The sequence below is a fragment of the Streptococcus sp. SO2 genome (assembly GCF_030440025.1).
In genome coordinates this window covers 99045-119665 of the sequence record NZ_JAQFJH010000003.1, presented here as the reverse complement: position 1 = coordinate 119665, position 20621 = coordinate 99045, and the positions used below count along the sequence as shown (strand labels likewise).

General features: G+C 41.1%; 21 protein-coding genes. 8 read left to right on the top strand and 13 right to left on the bottom strand.

Annotation, left to right across the window (positions count from 1 at the left end; all coding sequences use genetic code 11):
* Positions 1–44: 44 nt before the first annotated feature.
* Genes PCY17_RS04925 through sdaAB form a run of 3 tightly spaced genes read right to left on the bottom strand, consistent with a single transcriptional unit; the run spans position 45 to position 2254 of the window.
* A complete protein-coding gene (locus PCY17_RS04925; protein WP_001139310.1) occupies positions 45–674 on the bottom strand; it encodes an HAD-IA family hydrolase in 630 nt (209 codons plus the stop codon).
* 27 nt (positions 675–701) lie between these two features.
* Positions 702–1574 (bottom strand): L-serine ammonia-lyase, iron-sulfur-dependent, subunit alpha, encoded by an 873-nt coding sequence (sdaAA, locus tag PCY17_RS04920; protein ID WP_000500030.1) that lies wholly within the window; start codon positions 1572–1574, stop codon positions 702–704.
* 8 nt (positions 1575–1582) lie between these two features.
* Complete coding sequence (sdaAB, locus tag PCY17_RS04915) at positions 1583–2254, bottom strand: L-serine ammonia-lyase, iron-sulfur-dependent subunit beta (RefSeq protein WP_000555868.1); 672 nt, start codon at positions 2252–2254, stop codon at positions 1583–1585.
* A 241-nt stretch (positions 2255–2495) separates the two neighbouring features.
* On the opposite strand from sdaAB, the gene PCY17_RS04910 reads away from it, so the two are divergent.
* The 8 genes from PCY17_RS04910 to mnmG all read left to right on the top strand — a co-directional run bounded on the left by PCY17_RS04910 (position 2496) and on the right by mnmG (position 11344).
* Positions 2496–3140: a LysM domain-containing protein gene (locus tag PCY17_RS04910; RefSeq protein ID WP_301392060.1), complete on the top strand. Its 645-nt coding sequence runs from the start codon at positions 2496–2498 to the stop codon at positions 3138–3140.
* Positions 3141–3418: 278 nt separating this feature from the next.
* The gene (locus tag PCY17_RS04905; protein ID WP_301392059.1) at positions 3419–4225 is read left to right on the top strand and encodes an ABC transporter substrate-binding protein; all 807 of its coding nucleotides are present in this window, start codon (positions 3419–3421) and stop codon (positions 4223–4225) included.
* Between the two features lie 15 nt (positions 4226–4240).
* A complete protein-coding gene (locus tag PCY17_RS04900; protein ID WP_000031908.1) occupies positions 4241–5437 on the top strand; it encodes an argininosuccinate synthase in 1197 nt (398 codons plus the stop codon).
* A 27-nt stretch (positions 5438–5464) separates the two neighbouring features.
* On the top strand, positions 5465–6856 hold the full coding sequence (gene argH, locus PCY17_RS04895; protein ID WP_301392058.1) for an argininosuccinate lyase: 1392 nt from the start codon (positions 5465–5467) through the stop codon (positions 6854–6856).
* Positions 6857–7283: 427 nt separating this feature from the next.
* Positions 7284–8405 carry a tRNA 2-thiouridine(34) synthase MnmA gene (mnmA, locus tag PCY17_RS04890; protein WP_301392057.1) on the top strand — a complete coding sequence of 374 codons (1122 nt, stop codon included), beginning with the start codon at positions 7284–7286 and terminating at the stop codon, positions 8403–8405.
* A 140-nt stretch (positions 8406–8545) separates the two neighbouring features.
* Positions 8546–9001, top strand: a complete 456-nt coding sequence (locus tag PCY17_RS04885; protein WP_301392056.1) for an NUDIX hydrolase — start codon at positions 8546–8548, stop codon at positions 8999–9001.
* A gap of 8 nt (positions 9002–9009) precedes the next feature.
* Entirely contained in the window at positions 9010–9441 is a 432-nt protein-coding gene (locus tag PCY17_RS04880; protein ID WP_301392055.1) for an NUDIX hydrolase, read from the top strand.
* Positions 9431–11344, top strand: a complete 1914-nt coding sequence (gene mnmG / locus PCY17_RS04875) for a tRNA uridine-5-carboxymethylaminomethyl(34) synthesis enzyme MnmG (protein ID WP_000221913.1) — start codon at positions 9431–9433, stop codon at positions 11342–11344. The genes PCY17_RS04880 and mnmG overlap by 11 nt, the downstream gene beginning before the upstream one ends.
* Positions 11345–11382: 38 nt before the next feature.
* On the opposite strand, the gene PCY17_RS04870 is transcribed toward mnmG, so the two are convergent.
* The 10 genes from PCY17_RS04870 to PCY17_RS04825 form a co-directional block, all read right to left on the bottom strand.
* Positions 11383–13065, bottom strand: coding sequence for a ribonuclease J (locus PCY17_RS04870; RefSeq protein ID WP_301392054.1), 1683 nt, complete (start codon positions 13063–13065; stop codon positions 11383–11385).
* Position 13066: 1 nt separating this feature from the next.
* Entirely contained in the window at positions 13067–13300 is a 234-nt protein-coding gene (locus PCY17_RS04865; protein WP_000639585.1) for a DNA-dependent RNA polymerase subunit epsilon, read from the bottom strand.
* A 1315-nt stretch (positions 13301–14615) separates the two neighbouring features.
* Entirely contained in the window at positions 14616–15953 is a 1338-nt protein-coding gene (locus PCY17_RS04860) for an ISLre2 family transposase (protein ID WP_301392053.1), read from the bottom strand.
* A gap of 109 nt (positions 15954–16062) precedes the next feature.
* On the bottom strand, positions 16063–16392 hold the full coding sequence (locus PCY17_RS04855) for a hypothetical protein (protein ID WP_000972579.1): 330 nt from the start codon (positions 16390–16392) through the stop codon (positions 16063–16065).
* 28 nt (positions 16393–16420) lie between these two features.
* A complete protein-coding gene (locus PCY17_RS04850) occupies positions 16421–17155 on the bottom strand; it encodes a hypothetical protein (RefSeq protein WP_301392052.1) in 735 nt (244 codons plus the stop codon).
* 25 nt (positions 17156–17180) lie between these two features.
* Positions 17181–17453: a hypothetical protein gene (locus PCY17_RS04845; RefSeq protein WP_084943735.1), complete on the bottom strand. Its 273-nt coding sequence runs from the start codon at positions 17451–17453 to the stop codon at positions 17181–17183.
* Entirely contained in the window at positions 17450–18268 is an 819-nt protein-coding gene (locus PCY17_RS04840) for a ParA family protein (RefSeq protein WP_293887052.1), read from the bottom strand. Before PCY17_RS04840 ends, PCY17_RS04845 begins: the two co-directional genes overlap by 4 nt.
* Before the next feature lie 123 nt (positions 18269–18391).
* Positions 18392–18982 carry a hypothetical protein gene (locus PCY17_RS04835; RefSeq protein ID WP_301392051.1) on the bottom strand — a complete coding sequence of 197 codons (591 nt, stop codon included), beginning with the start codon at positions 18980–18982 and terminating at the stop codon, positions 18392–18394.
* Between the two features lie 14 nt (positions 18983–18996).
* Entirely contained in the window at positions 18997–20337 is a 1341-nt protein-coding gene (locus PCY17_RS04830; RefSeq protein ID WP_301392050.1) for a CHAP domain-containing protein, read from the bottom strand.
* A gap of 15 nt (positions 20338–20352) precedes the next feature.
* Positions 20353–20604, bottom strand: a complete 252-nt coding sequence (locus PCY17_RS04825; protein WP_001107251.1) for a hypothetical protein — start codon at positions 20602–20604, stop codon at positions 20353–20355.
* Positions 20605–20621: the final 17 nt, after the last annotated feature.

The window sequence follows — 20621 nt, the reverse complement described above, 5'->3', positions numbered from 1 at the left end:
GGACCTTGGCCTTTTTACTCTGTAATTTCAAATCGTTGTATTATTTATAGTTGCTTAATGATATCATCAATGGTACGGGCAATCCAGTCAGGTTGATAGCTGAGCAAATCAGCCTCTTCTCCAAATCCCCAAGTAACAGCGAACTTTTTAATGCCAGTTTCTTGGGCTCCAATCATATCAAACTTGGTATCCCCAATGATGAGGACCTGGTCTGCATGGAGTTGATGCGTTTGCAAGGCGTAACGGATGACATCTGCCTTGTGTGGTGTTTCAGGACTAGAACCATAAATGCCATCAAAGAAATGATGGATTCCCAGATTTTTAGTCATATCGTGAGCAGTAGGAGTATTCTTTGTTGTAGTGATGTAGAGAGGGTAGTTTTGCGAAAGCTCTTGAAGCAATTCCGTTATTCGGGGGAAGAGTTGCGCTTCGTGGATTCCTTTTTCCTTGTAGTAAGAACGATAGATTTGAACAGCTTCTGAGATTTGTTCCTTGGGAAGACATGTTGCAAAACTACTTTCAAGTGGTGGTCCCATAAAACCACGAATGGTTTTGGCATCAGGGCTTGGAACTCCTAGCTCTTTAAAGGTATGGGTAAAGGCATTGTGAATCCCGATAGAACTGTCAACGAGTGTTCCGTCTAGATCAAAAAAGATTGCTGAGATAGAGGGCATAGTTTCTCCTAATAGATATAGATAAGCTTATTCTCCGAAGATTTCTTTTTGTAGGCGGCGACCAGTAGGTGTAGTGGCAAGTCCACCCTCGGCCGTTTCACGAAAGGCAGTTGGAAGACTTGATCCGACTTGGTACATGGCATCGATGACTTCGTCAACAGGGATCTTAGACTCGATACCTGCCAAAGCCATGTCTGCTGCGATAAAGGCAAAGCTGGCTCCCATGGCATTTCGTTTGACACAGGGAACTTCAACCAAACCAGCGACGGGGTCGCAGATGAGACCTAGCATATTTTTAATGACAAAGGCAATGGCTTGGCTAGCCTGATAGGGGCTTCCACCTGCAGCCAAGGTCAAGGCTGCGGCACTCATGGCAGATGCAGAGCCAACCTCGGCCTGACAGCCACCTTCAGCACCTGAGATAGAGGCATTGTTTGCGATGACTAGTCCAAAGGCACCAGCAGCAAAGAGGAAATCCAGCTGTTCTTCGTGGCTGAGGTCAAGTTTTTGGATAGCAGCAGTGAGAACGGCTGGCAGACAGCCGGCACTTCCTGCGGTTGGAGTAGCGCAGACCAAGCCCATCTTCGCATTGTGTTCATTGACCGCGATGGCATTACGGGCTGCTGATAGGATGGTAAAGTCCGACAAGGCCTTGCCACTTTTGAGATGGCGGTCTAGTTTGGCCGCGTCTCCACCCGTTAGGCCACTACGGGATTTATTTTCACTGAGACCGAGCTCGACAGAGGCTTTCATGACTTCTAGATTGCGTTCCATGAGGAGGAGAACTTCTGGACGTTCCCGACCGGTTAGTTGATATTCTGTCGCAATCATGAGTTCTGCGACATTTCCTTGGAAGTCTAGATCCGCCTGCTCGACCAATTCTTTGATAGAATAAAACATGTTTCCTCCTACTTAAAGAAATTGACATTGTGGAGATGAGGGATTTTTCGGATTTCTTCAATCGCCTCTTCGCAACTTCGACTATCGACTTCGATAATCATAATGGCTTTTTCTCCAGCTTTTTCTCGAGTCACATTCATCTGAGCGATGTTGATATCGAAACGAGAGAGGGCTTCAGTAACATGGGCAATCATACCTGGAACATCCTGATGCACGATGATGATGGTCGGTGTATTCATGTTGAGAGAGACAGCAAAGCCGTTAAGCTCCGTAACTTGGATATTTCCCCCACCAATGGAAATTCCTGTCACACTGATGGACTTGTGTTCATTCTTCACAGTAATTTTAGTGGTATTAGGATGAGGAGCGTTGCTGTCTTTCTGAATGGTCCAGACAATCTTGATACCACGTTTATGGGCAATCTCTAGGCTATTTGGAATGTCGGGATCGTCTGTATCCATACCTAATATACCAGCGACGAGAGCGAGGTCCGTTCCATGACCACGGTAGGTTTTGGCAAATGAGTTAAATAATTGGAATTCGACTTCTGTCGGCGTATCATCAAAGATGGAAGAGACGATTTTCCCGATGCGAACAGCTCCAGCAGTATGGCTACTTGATGGGCCAATCATAACTGGTCCGATAATGTCAAAGACAGATTGAAAACGAAGTGAGTGCATCTGTTTCCCCTTACAAAGATTCTTATATCTATTATATCAAAGAATGGACCTCTGCGCTTATTTCCCTTATCAAAAGCTTAAAATGATTAAAGATAGTATAAAATAAGGTCTTTTGTGACAAAAACCTACTTAAAACGGTAAATATAAAACATTTTTGTAATATTTCTACATAAAACCGTTAAACAACAGTAACATTTAAAAGGTATCATAGATATATCCAATGGAAGGAGAATTTTTAGATATGTCATTAACAACTAAAAAAATTAAAACAACTATCGCAGGAGTAGCAGCTTTGCTTGCTTTCTTTGCTCCATCACTTGCATCTGCCCAAGAAACTGTAACTTACACAGTTAAATCAGGTGATACTCTTTCAGAAATCGCTGAGAAGTACAACACAACTGTTGAAAAATTGGCAGCAAAAAACAACATCAAAGATATTCATCTTATCTATGTTGACCAAGTTTTGGTTATCGAAGGAACAGCTCCATCGACAGCAACTGCAACCGCTGCAGCTTCAGCAACAACTTATGAAGCCCCAGCAACTGCGGAAGAAATTGCAGAAGAAGCAACTGAAGCAACTGAAACAACAACTTATGAAGCCCCAGCTGCACCTGCAGCTCCAGCAGCAGAAAGCAACACTGCAGCAGCTTCTACTGTAAGTGGTTCTGAAGCAGAAGCCAAAGAATGGATCGCTCAAAAAGAATCAGGTGGTAGCTACACTGCTACAAACGGACGTTACATCGGACGTTACCAATTGACAGATTCATACTTGAACGGTGACTACTCAGCTGAAAACCAAGAACGTGTAGCAGATGCCTACGTTGCAGGACGTTACGGTTCATGGACAGCTGCCAAGAACTTCTGGCTTAACAACGGTTGGTATTAAGAATAAAAGAGTCCTTTAGGGCTCTTTTTTTGTTTGTCTATAACAAAAAGTGTAACGAGCTTCTCAGCAATGCTCTATTTGTATAATTTCGACAAAATTCTTCAAATTGTTTTAAAACTCAAATAGTATAAATAAGCTTATTATGTGTAAAAATATATCATATAATAAGCTTTTTCTTGATTTTAATGAAATAAAATACAGTTTTTTCTTGACAAACGAAAACGAGAGGAGTATTATTTATACAACAATAAAGTATAAAAATAAAAGGAGGCTCTTCTATGAATAAAGTGAAGAAGGTGTTGATGACGATGTTTGGTTTGCTTATGTTTCCCTTATTATTTGCTTGTAATAACACTCAATCCCAAGGTGTTGAAGCCATTAAGGCTAAAGGAAAATTGGTGGTGGCCCTAAATCCAGAGTTTGCTCCATTTGAATACCAGAAATTGGTCGATGGGAAAAATCAGATTGTAGGTTCAGATGTTGAGCTAGCCAAAGCCATCGCAAAGGAACTAGGTGTAGAAGTGGAGTTCTCTCCAATGAGTTTTGACAATGTACTGGCTAGTCTTGATTCAGGTAAGGCCGATCTTGCCATATCAGGTGTTTCTAAAACGGAAGAGAGAAGTCAAGTTTACGATTTTTCAATTCCCTACTACACTTCGAAAAATAAGGTTATCGTAAGAAAATCTGAATTAACGAATTACCAATCAGTCCAGGATTTGGCTCAGAAAAAGGTTGGAGCGCAGAAAGGTTCTATCCAGGAAACTCTGGCTAAAGAAACCTTGCAGGATTCATCTCTCGTTTCACTTCCTAAAAATGGAAATTTGATAACAGATTTGAAATCAGGGCAACTGGATGCGGTTATCTTTGAGGAACCAGTGGCGAAAGGATTTGTAGAGAATAATCCAGACCTAGCCATCGCTGAGTTTGATTTTGACAATGACAAAGAAGATTCCTACGCTGTTGCGATGAAAAAAGATAGTAAAGAATTGAAAGAAGCGGTTGACAAAACCATCCAGAAGTTGAAGGATTCTGGGGAGTTGGACAAATTGATTGACGATGCTTTTAAAGCCTCTATCGAAAAATAGAAAGAAGGATGAGAAATGAGTAAGGAAAAAGTCATTTTAGCCTATTCAGGTGGATTGGATACATCAGTTGCTATTACATGGTTAAAAAAAGACTATGATGTGATTGCTGTTTGTATGGATGTGGGTGAAGGAAAAGATCTGGAATTCATCCACGATAAAGCTCTCAAGGTTGGGGCTGTTGAGTCTTATGTCATTGATGTTAAGGAAGAATTTGCTAATGACTATGTTTTAGTGGCCCTTCAGGCTCATGCCTACTATGAACAGAAGTATCCCTTGGTATCTGCTCTGAGTCGCCCTCTTATTTCAAAAAAACTCGTTGAAATAGCTCATCAGACGGGGGCAACCACAATTGCCCATGGTTGTACAGGTAAGGGAAACGACCAAGTTCGGTTTGAAGTCTCTATCGCAGCTTTGGATCCCAATCTAAAGGTAGTTGCGCCTGTTCGTGAGTGGAAATGGTCTCGTGAAGAAGAAATCCAATATGCAAAAGAAAACGGCGTTCCAGTTCCTGCTGACCTTGACAATCCTTACTCTGTCGATCAAAATCTTTGGGGACGTGCAAATGAATGTGGTGTCTTGGAAAATCCTTGGAACCAAGCGCCAGAAGAAGCATTTGGAATCACATCTTCTCCAGAAGAGGCGCCAGACAGTCCAGAATTTATTGACATTGAGTTTAGCTGTGGGGTGCCCATCTCCCTCAATGGTGAGAAGATGAAAGTAGCGGATTTGATTCAAAAGCTAAATGAAATTGCGGGCAAACATGGTGTCGGTCGTATTGACCATGTGGAAAATCGCCTAGTCGGTATTAAGTCAAGAGAGATTTATGAGTGCCCAGGCGCTGTGACTTTATTGGCAGCTCATAAGGAGATTGAAGACTTGACTCTTGTGAGAGAAGTGGCTCATTTCAAACCTATTATCGAAAATGAGTTGTCCAATCTCATCTATAATGCTTTGTGGTTTAGCCCAGCAACTCAGGCTTTGATTGCCTATATCAAGGAGACACAGAAAGTTGTCAATGGAACTGCAAAAGTTAAACTCTATAAGGGGAACGCCCAGGTAGTGGCTCGGAAATCACCAAATTCTCTTTACGATGAAAATTTGGCGACTTATACCAGTGCGGATACTTTTGACCAAGATGCGGCTGTTGGATTTATCAAGCTTTGGGGGCTTCCGACTAAGGTTTATTCAGAAGTTCAGAAAAATGTTGAGTAGTGACGCGATAGAAAGGGACGACAGGATATGCCGAAAAATACAAAATTATGGGGTGGTCGATTTGAAGGCACTGTGGAAGATTGGGTAGAACAGTTCGGTGCGAGTATTTCTTTTGACCACCAGCTGGCAAAATTTGATTTGATGGGTTCCCTAGCTCATGTTCAAATGCTAGGACAGACTGGCATTTTAAGCTTGGAAGAGTCAGAGCAGATCCAAGATGGTCTGAAAGCTTTGTTGCGAGATTTAGAGGCAGGGGAGCTTCATTTTGATATTGCAAATGAAGATATTCATATGAATATGGAAGTGTTGCTGACAGAGAAAATCGGTCCTCTGGCTGGGAAACTACACACGGCTCGTTCTCGGAATGACCAAGTCGCAACGGATATGCACTTATATCTAAAGGAGCAGCTTGGCCATGTCTTGGATAAGTTGGCGAATCTGAATAGTGTTTTGCTGGATTTGGCTGAAAAACATGTGGAAACCATCATGCCAGGCTATACTCATTTGCAGCACGCCCAACCGATTAGTTTTGCCCACCATCTCATGGCTTATTACAATATGTTTCAAAGGGATAGCGAGCGTTTTGCATTTAACCTGAAACATACGGACCTATCTCCACTGGGTGCGGCTGCTTTGGCGGGGACAACTTTTCCAATCGATCGTCAATTATCGAGTGATTTATTGGGTTTCCAACAACCCTATACCAATTCCTTGGACGCAGTGAGTGACCGTGATTTTATCTTAGAATTTCTGTCAAATGCCAGCATTTTGATGATGCATATGAGTCGTTTTTGTGAGGAAATCATCAATTGGTGCAGTTTTGAGTATCAGTACATTAGCTTGTCTGATAGCTTTTCAACGGGTTCATCTATCATGCCCCAGAAGAAAAATCCTGATATGGCGGAATTGATTCGAGGGAAGACAGGCCGAGTTTACGGGAACTTGCTTGGGCTATTGACCGTCATGAAGTCTTTGCCTCTGGCTTACAATAAGGATTTGCAAGAGGACAAGGAAGGCATGTTTGATACAGTAGAAACGATTTTAAATTCTCTGGATGTGCTGGCAGGTATGCTATCGAGCATGCAGGTTAATAAGGCCAAAATGCAGCAATCCACAGAGAATGATTTTTCAAATGCGACCGAACTGGCAGATTATTTGGCTGAAAAAGGCCTCCCTTTTAGAGAAGCGCATGAAATAGTAGGGAAATTGGTTCTAGACTCTATCAAGCATGGTAAAAACATCCAAGATTGGGATTTGAAGGAGTTGCAAGCCTACCATCCCTTGATTGAAGAGGATATTTATATCTACTTGCGCCCAGAAACCGCTGTTCAGAGACGGAATTCCTTAGGAGGAACCGGCTTTGAGCAGGTGAAATACCAGATAGAACAAGCGAAGAAAGAACTTAAAGGGGAAAATTGATTCGTTTGTAAAGTAAGAAAGAGAGGCTGAAATGATTTATCAGCCTCTTTCTTGTCTTCTCCAACCAAGCGTGTTATAATGAATACTGCTCAAGCGACCTTCAATCGTGAAGCACACACGACCTTCAATCGTGAACTAGTCATTTCGTTTATCTTTTATTACGTCGTTAACTCGCAATGAGATGCAAGCTGAGCTTGTCTGATTTATAACCTCAATCAGTCTCCCAGACTGATTGAGCGAACTCAAGTTATGTCTGCGACTCGTTGCCTATCATATTTCCATTTTAAGATGATAGGCTAAAATGGTCTCCCAGACCATTTTACTCCTAAAAGCAAACGAAAAGACTATACTCAAAGAAATTCTATTGAAAGTCATAATGAATAGAATTTTGAAGGGTATGAATAAACGAATAGATGGGAGACTTACCATGAGTGATAACTCTAAAACACGTGTTGTCGTGGGGATGAGTGGTGGTGTTGATTCGTCGGTGACGGCTCTCTTGCTCAAGGAGCAGGGCTACGATGTGATCGGTATCTTCATGAAGAACTGGGATGACACAGATGAAAACGGCGTCTGTACGGCGACCGAAGATTACAAGGATGTGGCTGCGGTGGCAGACCAGATCGGCATTCCTTACTACTCTGTCAATTTTGAAAAAGAGTACTGGGACCGCGTCTTTGAGTATTTCCTAGCGGAATACCGTGCAGGACGCACGCCAAATCCAGACGTTATGTGTAACAAGGAAATCAAGTTCAAGGCCTTTTTGGACTATGCTATGACCTTAGGAGCAGACTATGTAGCGACGGGGCATTATGCTCGAGTAGCGCGTGATGAGAATGGCATCGTTCACATGCTTCGTGGCGTGGACAATGGCAAGGACCAGACCTATTTCCTCAGTCAACTTTCGCAAGAACAACTCCAAAAAACCATGTTCCCCTTGGGACATTTGGAAAAGCCTGAAGTTCGCAGACTCGCAGAAGAAGCAGGACTTGCGACTGCTAAGAAGAAAGACTCGACAGGGATTTGCTTTATCGGAGAAAAGAACTTTAAAGAATTTCTCGGCAACTACTTGCCAGCCCAGCCTGGTCGCATGATGACTGTGGATGGACGTGATATGGGTGAGCATGCTGGTCTCATGTATTATACGATCGGTCAGCGTGGAGGACTTGGTATCGGTGGTCAACACGGCGGTGACAATGCCCCTTGGTTCGTTGTCGGAAAAGATTTGAGCCAAAATATCCTCTATGTCGGCCAAGGTTTCTATCATGATTCGCTCATGTCAACAAGCCTAGAGGCCAGTCAAGTTCACTTTACTCGTGACATGCCAGAGGAATTTACTCTAGAATGCACAGCAAAATTCCGCTACCGTCAGCCTGATTCTAAGGTGACAGTACATGTCAAAGGAGACAAGGCAGAGGTCATCTTTGCGGAACCACAACGTGCGATTACACCAGGACAGGCAGTTGTCTTTTACGATGGCGAAGAGTGTCTAGGTGGTGGCTTGATTGACAATGCTTATCGAGATGGACAAGTTTGTCAGTACATTTAGATTGACAAATTTTCTCAATTTGCTACAATAATAAAAGCAATAGAAATGATGGTCAAAGCTCATGGATGTTGCAGGCTTTTTTGCCCTGCACTCCTTACGAGTTTTGACTGTTTTTGTGTCGTTTAAGGGAAAGGATAAAAATGGCTCAACAAGACTTTCGGACAAAAGTGGAAAATACTGTTTTTGGTGTTCGGGCGACAGCCTTGATTCTCCAAAATGGCAAGCTCCTAGTTACCAAAGATAAGGGCAAGTATTACACTATTGGCGGTGCGATTCAAGTCAATGAAAGCACGGAAGACGCGGTAGTCCGTGAAGTGAAGGAAGAACTGGGTGTCAAAGCTCAAGCTGAGCAGCTAGCTTTCGTGGTTGAAAATCGTTTTGAACAAGACGGTGTTTCCTATCACAACATCGAGTTTCATTATCTGGTGGACTTGCTTGAAGATGCTCCATTGACCATGCAGGAAGATGAAAAAACGCAGCCTTGTGAGTGGATTGATTTGGATAAACTCCAGAATATCCAGCTAGTTCCAGCCTTTTTAAAAACAGCCCTACCAGATTGGGACGGCCAACTAAAACACATTCATCTTGAGGAATAGGAGAGAAAATGATGGTTAAGCTTATTGCCCATGTACTTGTTCATAGTGGTGGTGATTATTTACTCATTCAGCGTTCGGAAATTAAAAGAGGAGAACCCAACGTTTATCCAACTTACTGGGATATTCCTGGTGGCGGGGTTGAAAAGGGTGAACTTCCGCGAGATGGTGCTCTTAGAGAATGCATTGAAGAAGCGGGAGTTAGGCTAGATAGCAGTTCGCTCAAACTTCTTCACGAAGATAGTCAACTGGATACCTCTAAGGATACGGTTTTTACTCGCTTAGTTTATAAAGCAGAGTGGGTTGGGGAGAAGCCAATTATCAGATTAGATCCTGAAGAGCATACACACTTTAAATGGGTTACTATGGATCAAGTTCTAGAGGAGGAGAAGTTAGTTCCTTATTTGCGAGAAATTTTTGAGAGGTTAAGAAATGACTTATAATTTTACGGAAGAATACGATATTATTGTAATCGGTGCGGGGCACGCTGGGGTGGAGGCATCTCTAGCTGCTAGCCGTATGGGTTGCAAGGTCTTGCTTGCGACCATCAACATTGAAATGCTGGCTTTTATGCCTTGTAACCCTTCGATCGGTGGTTCTGCCAAGGGGATTGTCGTACGTGAAGTCGATGCACTTGGTGGCGAGATGGCTAAAACCATTGACAAGACTTACATCCAGATGAAGATGCTCAACACAGGGAAAGGCCCTGCTGTCCGTGCCCTTCGTGCGCAAGCTGACAAGGAGCTTTACTCTAAAGAAATGCGCAAGACAGTTGAAAATCAAGAAAATTTGACCCTCCGTCAAACCATGATTGATGAGATTTTGGTAGAAGATGGCAAGGTTGTCGGTGTTCGTACAGCGACCCATCAAGAGTATGCTGCAAAGGCCGTTATCGTGACGACAGGAACAGCCCTCCGTGGGGAAATTATCATCGGAGACCTCAAGTACTCATCAGGACCAAACCACAGCTTGGCTTCGATTAACCTTGCTGACAATCTCAAGGAACTGGGACTCGAAATCGGTCGTTTCAAGACAGGTACACCTCCGCGTGTCAAGGCTTCTTCTATCAACTACGATGTGACAGAAATCCAGCCAGGAGATGAAGCACCCAATCACTTCTCTTATACTTCGCGTGATGAGGATTATGTCAAAGACCAAGTTCCATGCTGGTTGACCTACACCAATGGTACCAGTCATGAGATTATCCAAAATAACCTCCACCGTGCGCCTATGTTTACAGGTGTGGTTAAGGGAGTGGGCCCTCGTTATTGCCCGTCGATAGAGGATAAGATTGTGCGCTTTGCGGACAAGGAACGCCACCAGCTCTTCCTTGAGCCAGAAGGACGCAATACAGAGGAAGTCTATGTCCAAGGCTTGTCAACCAGTCTGCCTGAGGATGTACAACGCGAGCTGGTTCATTCCATCAAAGGTTTGGAAAATGCAGAAATGATGCGAACTGGTTATGCTATCGAGTATGACATGGTCTTGCCTCATCAGTTGCGTGCGACTCTGGAAACCAAGAAAATCTCAGGACTTTTCACAGCTGGTCAGACAAATGGGACATCTGGTTACGAAGAAGCTGCTGGCCAAGGGATTATCGCTGGTATCAATGCGGCTTTGAAAATCCAAGGCAAGCCTGAATTGATTTTGAAGCGCAGTGACGGTTATATCGGGGTGATGATTGACGACTTGGTGACCAAGGGAACTATTGAACCTTACCGTCTCTTAACCAGTCGTGCTGAATACCGTCTCATCCTCCGTCATGACAATGCTGATATGCGTTTGACTGAGATGGGTCGTGAGATTGGTCTCGTTGATGATGAACGCTGGGCCCGTTTTGAGATTAAGAAAAATCAATTTGACAATGAGATGAAACGCCTAGACAGCATCAAACTCAAGCCAGTCAAGGAAACGAACGCTAAGGTTGAAGCGATGGGATTCAAGCCGTTGACAGATGCAGTGACAGCCAAGGAATTCCTTCGCCGTCCAGAAGTTTCTTACCAAGATGTAGTGGCCTTTATCGGACCAGCTACTGAGGATTTGGATGACAAGATTATCGAATTAATTGAAACAGAAATCAAGTACGAAGGTTATATTTCCAAAGCCATGGACCAGGTTGCCAAGATGAAACGAATGGAAGAAAAACGCATTCCAGCCAATATCGACTGGGATGATATTGACTCGATTGCGACAGAAGCCCGTCAGAAGTTCAAACTTATCAATCCAGAAACCATCGGTCAAGCTAGCCGTATTTCGGGAGTAAACCCAGCAGATATTTCTATTCTGATGGTGTATTTAGAAGGTAAAAATCGTAGTATTTCTAAAAATCAAGAAAAGAAAGCATAGAGAAAAACAGCTCCGATTTTCGGAGCTGTTTTGTTGCTTTATTCTTCTTCGTCTGGTGTGAGGATCATCGGGATGATGATTGGTTCACGTTCTGTGTTTTCATAGAGGAAAGGACGAATAGCGTTGACAATAGCACCATTGACAGATTGGATGCTAGCATCTTTGTTTTTCAATGCGATACGAATGGCATTGAAGAGGATGCGCTGACTTTGACGAATCAAGTCGCCAGACTCTCTCATGTAGACAAAGCCTCGACTGAGGATGTCTGGACCAGACAGAATCATCTGCGATTTGAAGTCAACAGTTGCGACTGCAAGTACGACACCGTCTTCGGATAGATCTCTACGGTCTTTGAGGACGGCTGCACCGATTTCGCCGATACGATTTCCATCGACATAGATGTCTTGGGCATTGAAATGACCTGCGATACGAGCTGAGTTAGCAGTAAGGGCAAGCACGTCACCATTGCTCATGATAAAGATATTGTCCTTCTCGACACCAGTATCCACCGCTAGTCCAGCGTGGACTTTTTGCATGCGGTATTCACCATGGACAGGCATGAAGTATTTTGGCTTAATCAAGCGGAGCATGAGTTTTTGCTCTTGCTGACCACCGTGTCCAGATGTATGGATATTGTTCACTTTACCGTGGATAACTTCGACACCAGCTTCTGAGATAATGTTAATCAGCTTGTTGACGCTAGTGGTGTTTCCAGGAATTGGGCTAGAAGAGAAGATAACGGTATCGCCGGGTTGGAGTTGCACTTGACGGTGGGTTCCGTTGGCGATACGAGAGAGGGCTGCCATCGGCTCCCCTTGACTACCTGTACAAAGGATAAGAACCTCGCCAGCAGGGTAGTCTTTGATTTCATTTGGCTCGATAAAGGTTCCCTTAGGAGCTTTGATGTAGCCAAGCTCGATTCCGTTGACAATGGCCTTTTCCATAGAACGACCAAAGACTGCAATCTTGCGTCCGGTCTTAACAGCAGCATCTGTTGCTTGCTGGAGACGGAAAATATTGGAGGCAAAGGATGCAAATATGATGCGTCCTTCAATGCCTTGGATGATCTTCATGATGGACTGGCCAACGACTTTTTCAGAGTTGGTAAAGGTTGGTACTTCCGCATTTGTCGAGTCAGACAGGAGACAGAGCACACCTTCTTCACCAAGGGCAGCCATACGGTGCAAGTCTGCAGGTTCTCCAACTGGAGTAAAGTCAAACTTAAAGTCACCCGTACAAACGATTTTCCCTTGAGGAGTATGAATGACAATCCCTAAAGGCTCTGGAATGGAGTGAGTGGTTCTAAAGAAAGTTGCCTTGAGGTTTTTAAAGGTCAACTCAGTGTTGTGGTTGATTTCGTAAAGTTTGGCGTTGCGCAAGAGGCCGTGTTCTTCGAGTTTTCCACGGATCAAAGCCAGGGCAAGTGGCCCAGCGTAGATAGGGACATTTGCTTGCTTGAGCAGGAAAGGAATCCCACCGATGTGGTCCTCATGTCCGTGTGTAATCAAAACAGCCTTGACGCGGTCGATATTGTCCACGATGTAAGAGTAGTCAGGGATAACGTAGTCGATACCCAGCAAGTCATCTTCTGGGAATTTAATCCCAGCATCGACGATGATAATTTCGTCTTGGTATTCAATTCCGTAAGTGTTTTTCCCGATTTCTCCCAGACCACCGATGGCAAAAACGCCGACTTCTTCAGGTTTAAGAGTGTAGGCCATATTAGAACTCCGTAATCTCGAAAGCGCCAGTTTCTTTTTCGTAATCTAGCAATTTGTCAGACAAGAGTTCGATGAATTCGATGTTGTACTCTGGGCGGTTTTCTTCGACAAGTTGGCGAGCAGCGATACGGCCCTCAAGTTCTGAGCTGGCATCGATGTCTAGGTAAAGTGAGCGTGTTGTTTCACGACGTGGGCTACGTTCTTTTGTTTCTTGATAAAAAACTTTGTAAATCATATAGTTCCTTTCTATTTACAGGTCAGCTTATTCCAAACTTTTAGTAGAGATTTGCTTGATTTCATTCCATTTTGTGTCTAGATTGACCTTGATTCGTTACAATTATTTCAATTATACCATAAAATGAAAAATTAGTAAAAGACGGAAATGGAGAAAGTCGGGAGGGGAAGAAGGAACAAAAAGACAGGTAGGATTTGGTCGGAGAGCACTTAGGTGTTATAATTAAAGGGGGAATCTAAAGAGATAGTAGATTTAAGGAAGAATACAGTTCTAGTTTCATTAATCGTTGGAGTGGATGGTTGGGACAGAATGATATCTTTGAAAAAAGAAAAAGCTCTTGAGAAATCTCAAGAGCAAATAAAAAGGCTGAGACAAAACTCGGGGATTTTCCTGGAGCAGTCCAGATGGCAGCACCTCTACCTGAAGCGAATGCATCGCAACCTTTGAATGACTTGTCACCAAATCAAACTCGATCTCAGCCTTTACTTAATTCTATCATCTATGAGGCTAAGAAGTCAATCTATAAGTATAACGATGTAGAAATAGCATGGAGTGGAGCGCTTACTAAAAGGTAAAGACAAGCACTTAATTTAAGAGTAAGCAAAAAGAGAGGACCAATGGTAGTCAGGGGTCTTTACAGCTCAAAGCTGAGGGCAGTCCCACACCCGTACCAGAAGTTGGTACCTTTGAACGCTCTGTCACCAGTCGCCCTATGTTATCCTCTCGATATTTATACTTTACTATAACTTACTGAGGGAATCAACTTTAAAAGCATCAAAAAGCTCCTGACCGAAGTCAAGAGCCGTCAAACACTGGGGGCGAATTGTTCAATCGCAATTTCAGTTCTTTAGAAACCAAAGTTTCAGGGATAGCACTGCAACCCGAAGAGTCAACGACTCAACCTGATTTTCCTATCAGTGTTGAATTACATTTTAACATTGATAGAACAACATTGTCAACAGTTTATATAAAAATAGTATGCGGTAGAATTTTTTAGAACGCCTAAATTCATACATTTTTTAGGAGAACATCACCGAGTTTTAAAAAAAGACTGAACAAATTTCTTGCTCAGTCTTGACATTGATACACTTATCAGGTATCATTAATTAAAGACTGAGTAAGAAGGACGAGTTCTTACTCGGTAAGGCGAGAAGTGTTAGCGCACTTTTCGTCTTTTTTTATTCGATTAATTTAAGTAAATTATAACACATTTTTACACACCGCGCAAGTATTTTATGCTTGATTGTAGCACAAAAAGACCTTTTTTTACAAAGGTTATTGTTATATAACTTTTTATATACTTTATTATGTACTTCTATTGTTTTCGGAAGTAGGATAATCTTTTACTATCAGGGTAACATTGATATCTAGATGTATTTTCTTTATCCGTTTTACTCATTCTCTTTTTAATGGTATAAGCAGAAACTTCCTCCAAAGAAATAAATTTTTCATAATCCTCTCTCCAGTTGCCAAAGAATAATTCTCTCAAGGAATCCTCATAATTCAAAACAATTATCCGACTCATCGTTTCAGCTCCAGCAAGAGTCCAATACATTCCTCTTTTTTTCATTCTATAAGTGACCTTACGATGCTGACTCTCCATTATCCCGATTCCTGCATGACTGAATCCTCTCTGTTCGGCTGGTTTAGTGTATTGGAAATTTCTCAATATTTTACTTTTGAACTTCTCAAATAACTCTTGTTCTTCTTCTGTCTCGATATAACTTTCGGTCGTATCTAGGACAGTTCTCATTAACTGCTTATCATGTTGCTTAATCGCCTGGAAAGCTCTCTCTAATAGATCCTCAGAGTAAAATTTTAGATAATTCTTCAACTCCTTATTTACATGGTACTCATCCCAGAAATGTTCGTGGCGTTTAATTCGCAGAACCTTCGCAATCTCTTTGAAAACATAGGGTGTATATCCATGACCTCCATCAGAATTCGTGATCAATAAAGTCTGATTCGTAATTTCGTAATTATTGAACAGATAATCGATCACCTGCTCCCTCACTAAGCGATTATCAAGGCCAATAAATTCTTTTTTGTCCTGGAGTTCAAATCGATTGCTGCCAACTTTCTGGCTTCCCGTATGGACTACAAAATGAGATAAATCATAATGTTTATTATCCTTCTGTGTGTCACGTGCTTTAACCATCACACCATCACCCTCAATATAAATAACCTGAGCTTTTCTTTTGCGAACTTCTTTATTCTCTTCATAATATCGATAGCCTTCTCTCTCCTCCAATAACTTCTCACAAATTTTTACAGCTTTTACTACAATTGGCTTTGTGATAGAGATGTGATAAGTCAATTGGATCACCTGAGTTACTTTATCATATGGCATTAAAGTAGATAATTTAGCAACCTGATACATAAATTCCCAGGAGAAGCGGACGTTCTTCTGAAGTCCTAACTTTTCATCTACTGGAATAACCCAATGATTTCCCTTTTTCCAACGTCTTCTTCTGAAAGTAAACTCTCCAAATGTGAAGGCGACAGTTCGCTCCATAGAATGAATACAGGTATAGCCCTTTGCTTTCATGACTGGAATCATCTCCTCATCATACTTAGAAACAAATTTATAAAATTCTTTTGCATTTTGGAACAGCAATTGATTTTTTAGTTCTCTCTCATCAAAGAAAGCCATTCAGAATCCTCCCTTATTAAAATTACGCTTATTTTAATAAATTTTGACCTGAATGTTCAAATAATCCTTTATTCTGACAAAAAAAGAGCCTATCTTTTCAGATAAACTCTTATTTGTCATACCAGGGTTTCTCTTTCTTACTAAAATAGGATTTGCTCATTTCAATAGTAGCTATCCCCATAGGAATCAAAATAATACTCCATAAAACCGTCACAATTCCATCTGCAATAAAGGAAAAACCACCTGTAAAGTGAAGTCCCAAATACAGTAATAATACAACTGGAAGGAAAGCTGGAGCGAATTTTAAAACGGCCAACCCTAAAACAATTATAAACACCATACTAAGTCCAAATGTTTTATAGAAAACATAGATTGCTATAGCTCCGATAAAAATAAAGAACAGCTGAACAAGTCTTTTAATATCAATGAAAATCATCATAGATTCCTCCTACTTCATCAGTAATATTTTAAAATTTATTATCTCCTCGTACCTGGAAACAAAATAATTTTTGATAAGCAATCCTATCCCAATCATGTTCCAGGTAGAAAAAACTTACAAGTGAGTACAATTTTGAAATACTTTCGCGAGATAATCCTTTCTTTTTCCAAAAACGATTATTCCTCCAGTTTCTTATAAAGTTACTCTTCGATTTTAACTTTTCAATTTTCGCCAATAGGGAATTTCTAACCGTCTTATAAAAGGGATCATAAGAACCATATTTACTATTGAGTAGTCTGTTTCTCTCATTGACTTCACATAATCTAAACCAACTTTCATGAAGTGATTTTATAATATAGTCTTCGTCCGACAATAAAGAATGGATCTGTAATGCAATATCTTCAGAGATATTAAGAACATCCGTTAAATTTGAGATGAAGCTGATTTTAGATGTCTTATAAAAAAATCTAAGTTCATCATCAGAATAAACATAATGAATGAGGTTATACAGATTTACTTCAAGATTTACTTCAAGATTATTAAAATCCTTTGGCAAATCATTAACAGGAATACTATAAGTAATATTTCCAGTTGTCTGATAGTGTTTCTTTGCAAATTCTAGATCTCGCTCTATACATTCCTGGATGAACTCATTTTCTCTTTCTCGCTTCATTCCCTCTTTTTCCAAAAAAATATGCTCCAGTTCTTCAATAGTTCGCGACTGTCTTTTCCAACTAGAATACGGCATTCCTGTATAAACCATGAGACATTTCCTTTCTTATGGAACTCTATTTTTTCTTTCGCTCCATCTTTTCCCATTCTCTTATAATCAGATTCTCAAGATAAGATGAAGCTGATTTTTCACCATGATGCTCTACTAAAGCATCTAACATATCGTATCGAACATTATGATGGAGAGAGAAAGGGAAACGTTGCTTTTTATTGTAGCTTTCAGGAGACTTTCTAGCCTCCTGATTTTGTTTCCTAGACGAAGGAGTCTTTTCTCTCTTTGGTGTACTTTGGAATGTTTGTTTTACTTGTGCGAATCGATTCTCTGTCATGCTACCTCTCCTTCTAACACACTCAAAATATTTTCATATACGTAGTTTATATTATCATAAAACCTTTGATGTGTCTTTTTTTGGTTAGCTGTCATCTCTTCATGCTGCTCAAAAACACTCTTGCTAATCACAAGACTCTTAGCCATGAGCTCTTTCTCCTGGATAGAACCAAGGTAAGCTGAGTCTTCTTCAACAACTTCTAAAAATTGTTCACAGATGTCTGATACATTGTTTCCAAAGTATTTAATCTTATTTCCAATAAGATAAGGTTCTGCTTTAACATAGCTTTTCTTAGTAATAACTTCGATAGCTTCACTCTTAATGAAGTCTACAAAATTTTTCAAAGATAACCAGGCACGAAAACCATTAAGAGAGGCATCAGAAACAGCCAGGACAATATCTGATACAGCTATAAAATTTGCTGTAACTAAACTCTTATCATTGTGCGTATCAATTAGAATGACATCAAATTGTGCTTCTAACTCTTCGTAATGTTCGCTAAACCACATAAACAACTGGAGATACTTGTCGTCTCGACTAGCAAGATCTAACTGCTCATCTGTCAAACGCTCATCACCACAAATCAAACTGAGATTTTCTGATATTGGAACAATCTCATACTCTCCAGTCGTAAATATATCATAGACAGTTTTCTCACATTTTACATCAAATGTTCTTGTCAAATTACATTCCCAAGCTCCATCAATGAGTAGTGTTCTAAGCCCCTTAACACGTGCCAACCAATCCCCTTCATTAAAGGTATCTGTAGTCTTACCACCGCCACCTTTTCCTAAGTTTGTAGTCTGAATCTTCATGATTCCCTCCTTGGATAATTGTATATTTTGTTATATAACTTTTTATATACTTAATTATATCTAAAACAACTTTATTTGTCAATATAAAAGCACAAAAAGTTATATAACTTTTTGCGCAACTTATTATCCGTATGTACCACCTATATTTCCGCCAACATAGGCTTTTAGCTGGATTTGTTGAACCGTAGTATTAAAATTTCCAACGAAATAGCTGTTCTCTTCTCCATTTTTAGTTAGAACAACCAAAAATTGAATCACATCATCTGATTCAGTTGGCATCACTTCCAATTGTTTAGGTTGAAAATCATACTGATTCGTCAGAAGAGCCATCGCAAAGGTTTGAACCATCGCATTCTGTGTCATAGATAAATGATTCTCGATTGTTCCCTTGACATTTGGTAGAAAATTCGTCTTTTTTATATCTGCTACTGCTTCTTCAAAGGCTTTTAACACTTCTTTTTTGTCTTCTGAGCTTGCATCTGCATAGGGGCGTTCTAGTTTTAACTTAGCTGTCCGATAATTCTTCTCGTCTGCTGTTTCCTCTTTGGAAGACGGCTCGTTTTGAGTGGTTCCTGAAGAACTCACCTGGGCAGCTTCTTCTATTTTAGTTTGTTGAGATGGCCTGAAACTCGATACAATCCCTATTCCTGCCAAAACCAATAGAATACCTACTACAATCGATACAACCATATTCTCCTTTATCCAATCAATCATCTTATATCCTCCTTTTAATTTGAACTTAATTTAGCTTCTCTGTCATCTGGATAAGCAAAAGATATTACCTGTTCTTGTTGTTGTGATTTAGTCCAAATACGATAATTCCATGTATATGGAGTTTTGAACTGATCCCAACCACTCAGAGGTGTATTTTGTTCTACAAATAAGATAGAGCCATTCTCGAAAACATGACATACAATTCCAGTATGACCATATCCTCCGCCTCCTACCTGTGAAGAAAAAATAGCGCCTCTTTTGGGTGTAGTCTTAACCGAATTTCCAAATATTGTAGCCCATGCCGCCGCTTGATCTTTCCCATCTCCCTGTACTGAGCCAGAATGACCCCATAAGTGATTTCCCATGCTAATTGTAAGATTCACACATTGTCCAGCATACTCGTCACTTCCAGGATTATACCATCCTGTAGACTTGGCATAATCCATGCCTAAGCTCTTAGGATCAATAATGAATGGTTTCAAGCTATCTGGTAAGTCTTCTGGTTTATACCCCCATGCAGTCGCATCTGAAGGGACAGTTCCCGTTCCATCGGTGCTGCTACCTGACTCACCACATCCACTTCTTTCAGCTGAAGAAGACACCGCACTATCTGAAGAACTGACATCTTGTGTACTGGATCCTTCATAAGGTTTCTCACCATGAGCAGCAATAGCTTCCTTATCAAGCCACTGATACTTCGTACCTAGTTTTTGGTACATATCAGTTAGTTTACTCTTATAAGTGCCATCTGTGGCCCATCCACCATCTGCTATAGCAGATAGGCTAGCAATACCATTTGTATTGTTTATAGCCCCTTTATAGAGTGTCTGGTGAGCCATAAACTCAGCTTTCCCTACGATCCCTGCATCGTAGCTAGAGAACCAAGTATAAGCTCCTCCTGTACCGTCTCCGACATTCGCTCCAGGCTTTGTCCCACTTAAATCAACACTATCTTCACCATACGTCGCAAGAGTAACTGGAAAATTACTTTTACTAGAGGTTTTAACACCTCCCATATTGTGAGCTTTCCAGAAGGAAGTACCATTAGGATTCGTAAAATTGAACCCATTCTCTATCATCGTTTGAGTGATAGAAGCTGAAGGTAGGAAACCTCCTGCCTTCCAAGACAGGATATAGGCTTCCTTGTGCTTTTTTACAAAGTCATCGATGGAACCATCAGCTGAAGAAACTGTGGAGTCGCCAGTTGAAGATGTTGTTTCTACAGCACCACAATCATTTCTTCCATTATTGGTTACAGCTCCCATTATCCCAACTAACATGGTTATCCCAACATTGATAATTAATAGGAGAGCCACAAAAGGAATGAGGATCTTCAGTTTAAATATTTTTTTCATGGATACCTCGCTTATTTACCATAATCCTAATATTGTTCGCAAAATTCCATAAAAAACTAAAAATACAATAAATCCTATTCCAATCTTCTTGAGACCGTTCAAAAACTCCTTATCTCGTTCTTTTTGTGCTTCCAGGCGTTTTGGATCAGATTCTCCCTCTGAAGCGAAATAATCTCTTTCTTGTTGCATGCGATATTTACGAATCAATACGTATTGATCAAATCTCTGCTTAGTCCTGGCAATCATTCCTAGTTTATTTTTGGCCATTCTGGTTTACCTTCCTT

Coding starts and splice junctions, on each gene's coding strand:
- PCY17_RS04925 (WP_001139310.1), bottom strand. CDS start 674: ATGCCCTCTATCTCAGCAATCTTTTTTGATCTAGACGGAACACTCGTT.
- sdaAA (WP_000500030.1), bottom strand. CDS start 1,574: ATGTTTTATTCTATCAAAGAATTGGTCGAGCAGGCGGATCTAGACTTC.
- sdaAB (WP_000555868.1), bottom strand. CDS start 2,254: ATGCACTCACTTCGTTTTCAATCTGTCTTTGACATTATCGGACCAGTT.
- PCY17_RS04910 (WP_301392060.1), top strand. CDS start 2,496: ATGTCATTAACAACTAAAAAAATTAAAACAACTATCGCAGGAGTAGCA.
- PCY17_RS04905 (WP_301392059.1), top strand. CDS start 3,419: ATGAATAAAGTGAAGAAGGTGTTGATGACGATGTTTGGTTTGCTTATG.
- PCY17_RS04900 (WP_000031908.1), top strand. CDS start 4,241: ATGAGTAAGGAAAAAGTCATTTTAGCCTATTCAGGTGGATTGGATACA.
- argH (WP_301392058.1), top strand. CDS start 5,465: ATGCCGAAAAATACAAAATTATGGGGTGGTCGATTTGAAGGCACTGTG.
- mnmA (WP_301392057.1), top strand. CDS start 7,284: ATGAGTGATAACTCTAAAACACGTGTTGTCGTGGGGATGAGTGGTGGT.
- PCY17_RS04885 (WP_301392056.1), top strand. CDS start 8,546: ATGGCTCAACAAGACTTTCGGACAAAAGTGGAAAATACTGTTTTTGGT.
- PCY17_RS04880 (WP_301392055.1), top strand. CDS start 9,010: ATGATGGTTAAGCTTATTGCCCATGTACTTGTTCATAGTGGTGGTGAT.
- mnmG (WP_000221913.1), top strand. CDS start 9,431: ATGACTTATAATTTTACGGAAGAATACGATATTATTGTAATCGGTGCG.
- PCY17_RS04870 (WP_301392054.1), bottom strand. CDS start 13,065: ATGGCCTACACTCTTAAACCTGAAGAAGTCGGCGTTTTTGCCATCGGT.
- PCY17_RS04865 (WP_000639585.1), bottom strand. CDS start 13,300: ATGATTTACAAAGTTTTTTATCAAGAAACAAAAGAACGTAGCCCACGT.
- PCY17_RS04860 (WP_301392053.1), bottom strand. CDS start 15,953: ATGGCTTTCTTTGATGAGAGAGAACTAAAAAATCAATTGCTGTTCCAA.
- PCY17_RS04855 (WP_000972579.1), bottom strand. CDS start 16,392: ATGATGATTTTCATTGATATTAAAAGACTTGTTCAGCTGTTCTTTATT.
- PCY17_RS04850 (WP_301392052.1), bottom strand. CDS start 17,155: ATGGTTTATACAGGAATGCCGTATTCTAGTTGGAAAAGACAGTCGCGA.
- PCY17_RS04845 (WP_084943735.1), bottom strand. CDS start 17,453: ATGACAGAGAATCGATTCGCACAAGTAAAACAAACATTCCAAAGTACA.
- PCY17_RS04840 (WP_293887052.1), bottom strand. CDS start 18,268: ATGAAGATTCAGACTACAAACTTAGGAAAAGGTGGCGGTGGTAAGACT.
- PCY17_RS04835 (WP_301392051.1), bottom strand. CDS start 18,982: ATGATTGATTGGATAAAGGAGAATATGGTTGTATCGATTGTAGTAGGT.
- PCY17_RS04830 (WP_301392050.1), bottom strand. CDS start 20,337: ATGAAAAAAATATTTAAACTGAAGATCCTCATTCCTTTTGTGGCTCTC.
- PCY17_RS04825 (WP_001107251.1), bottom strand. CDS start 20,604: ATGGCCAAAAATAAACTAGGAATGATTGCCAGGACTAAGCAGAGATTT.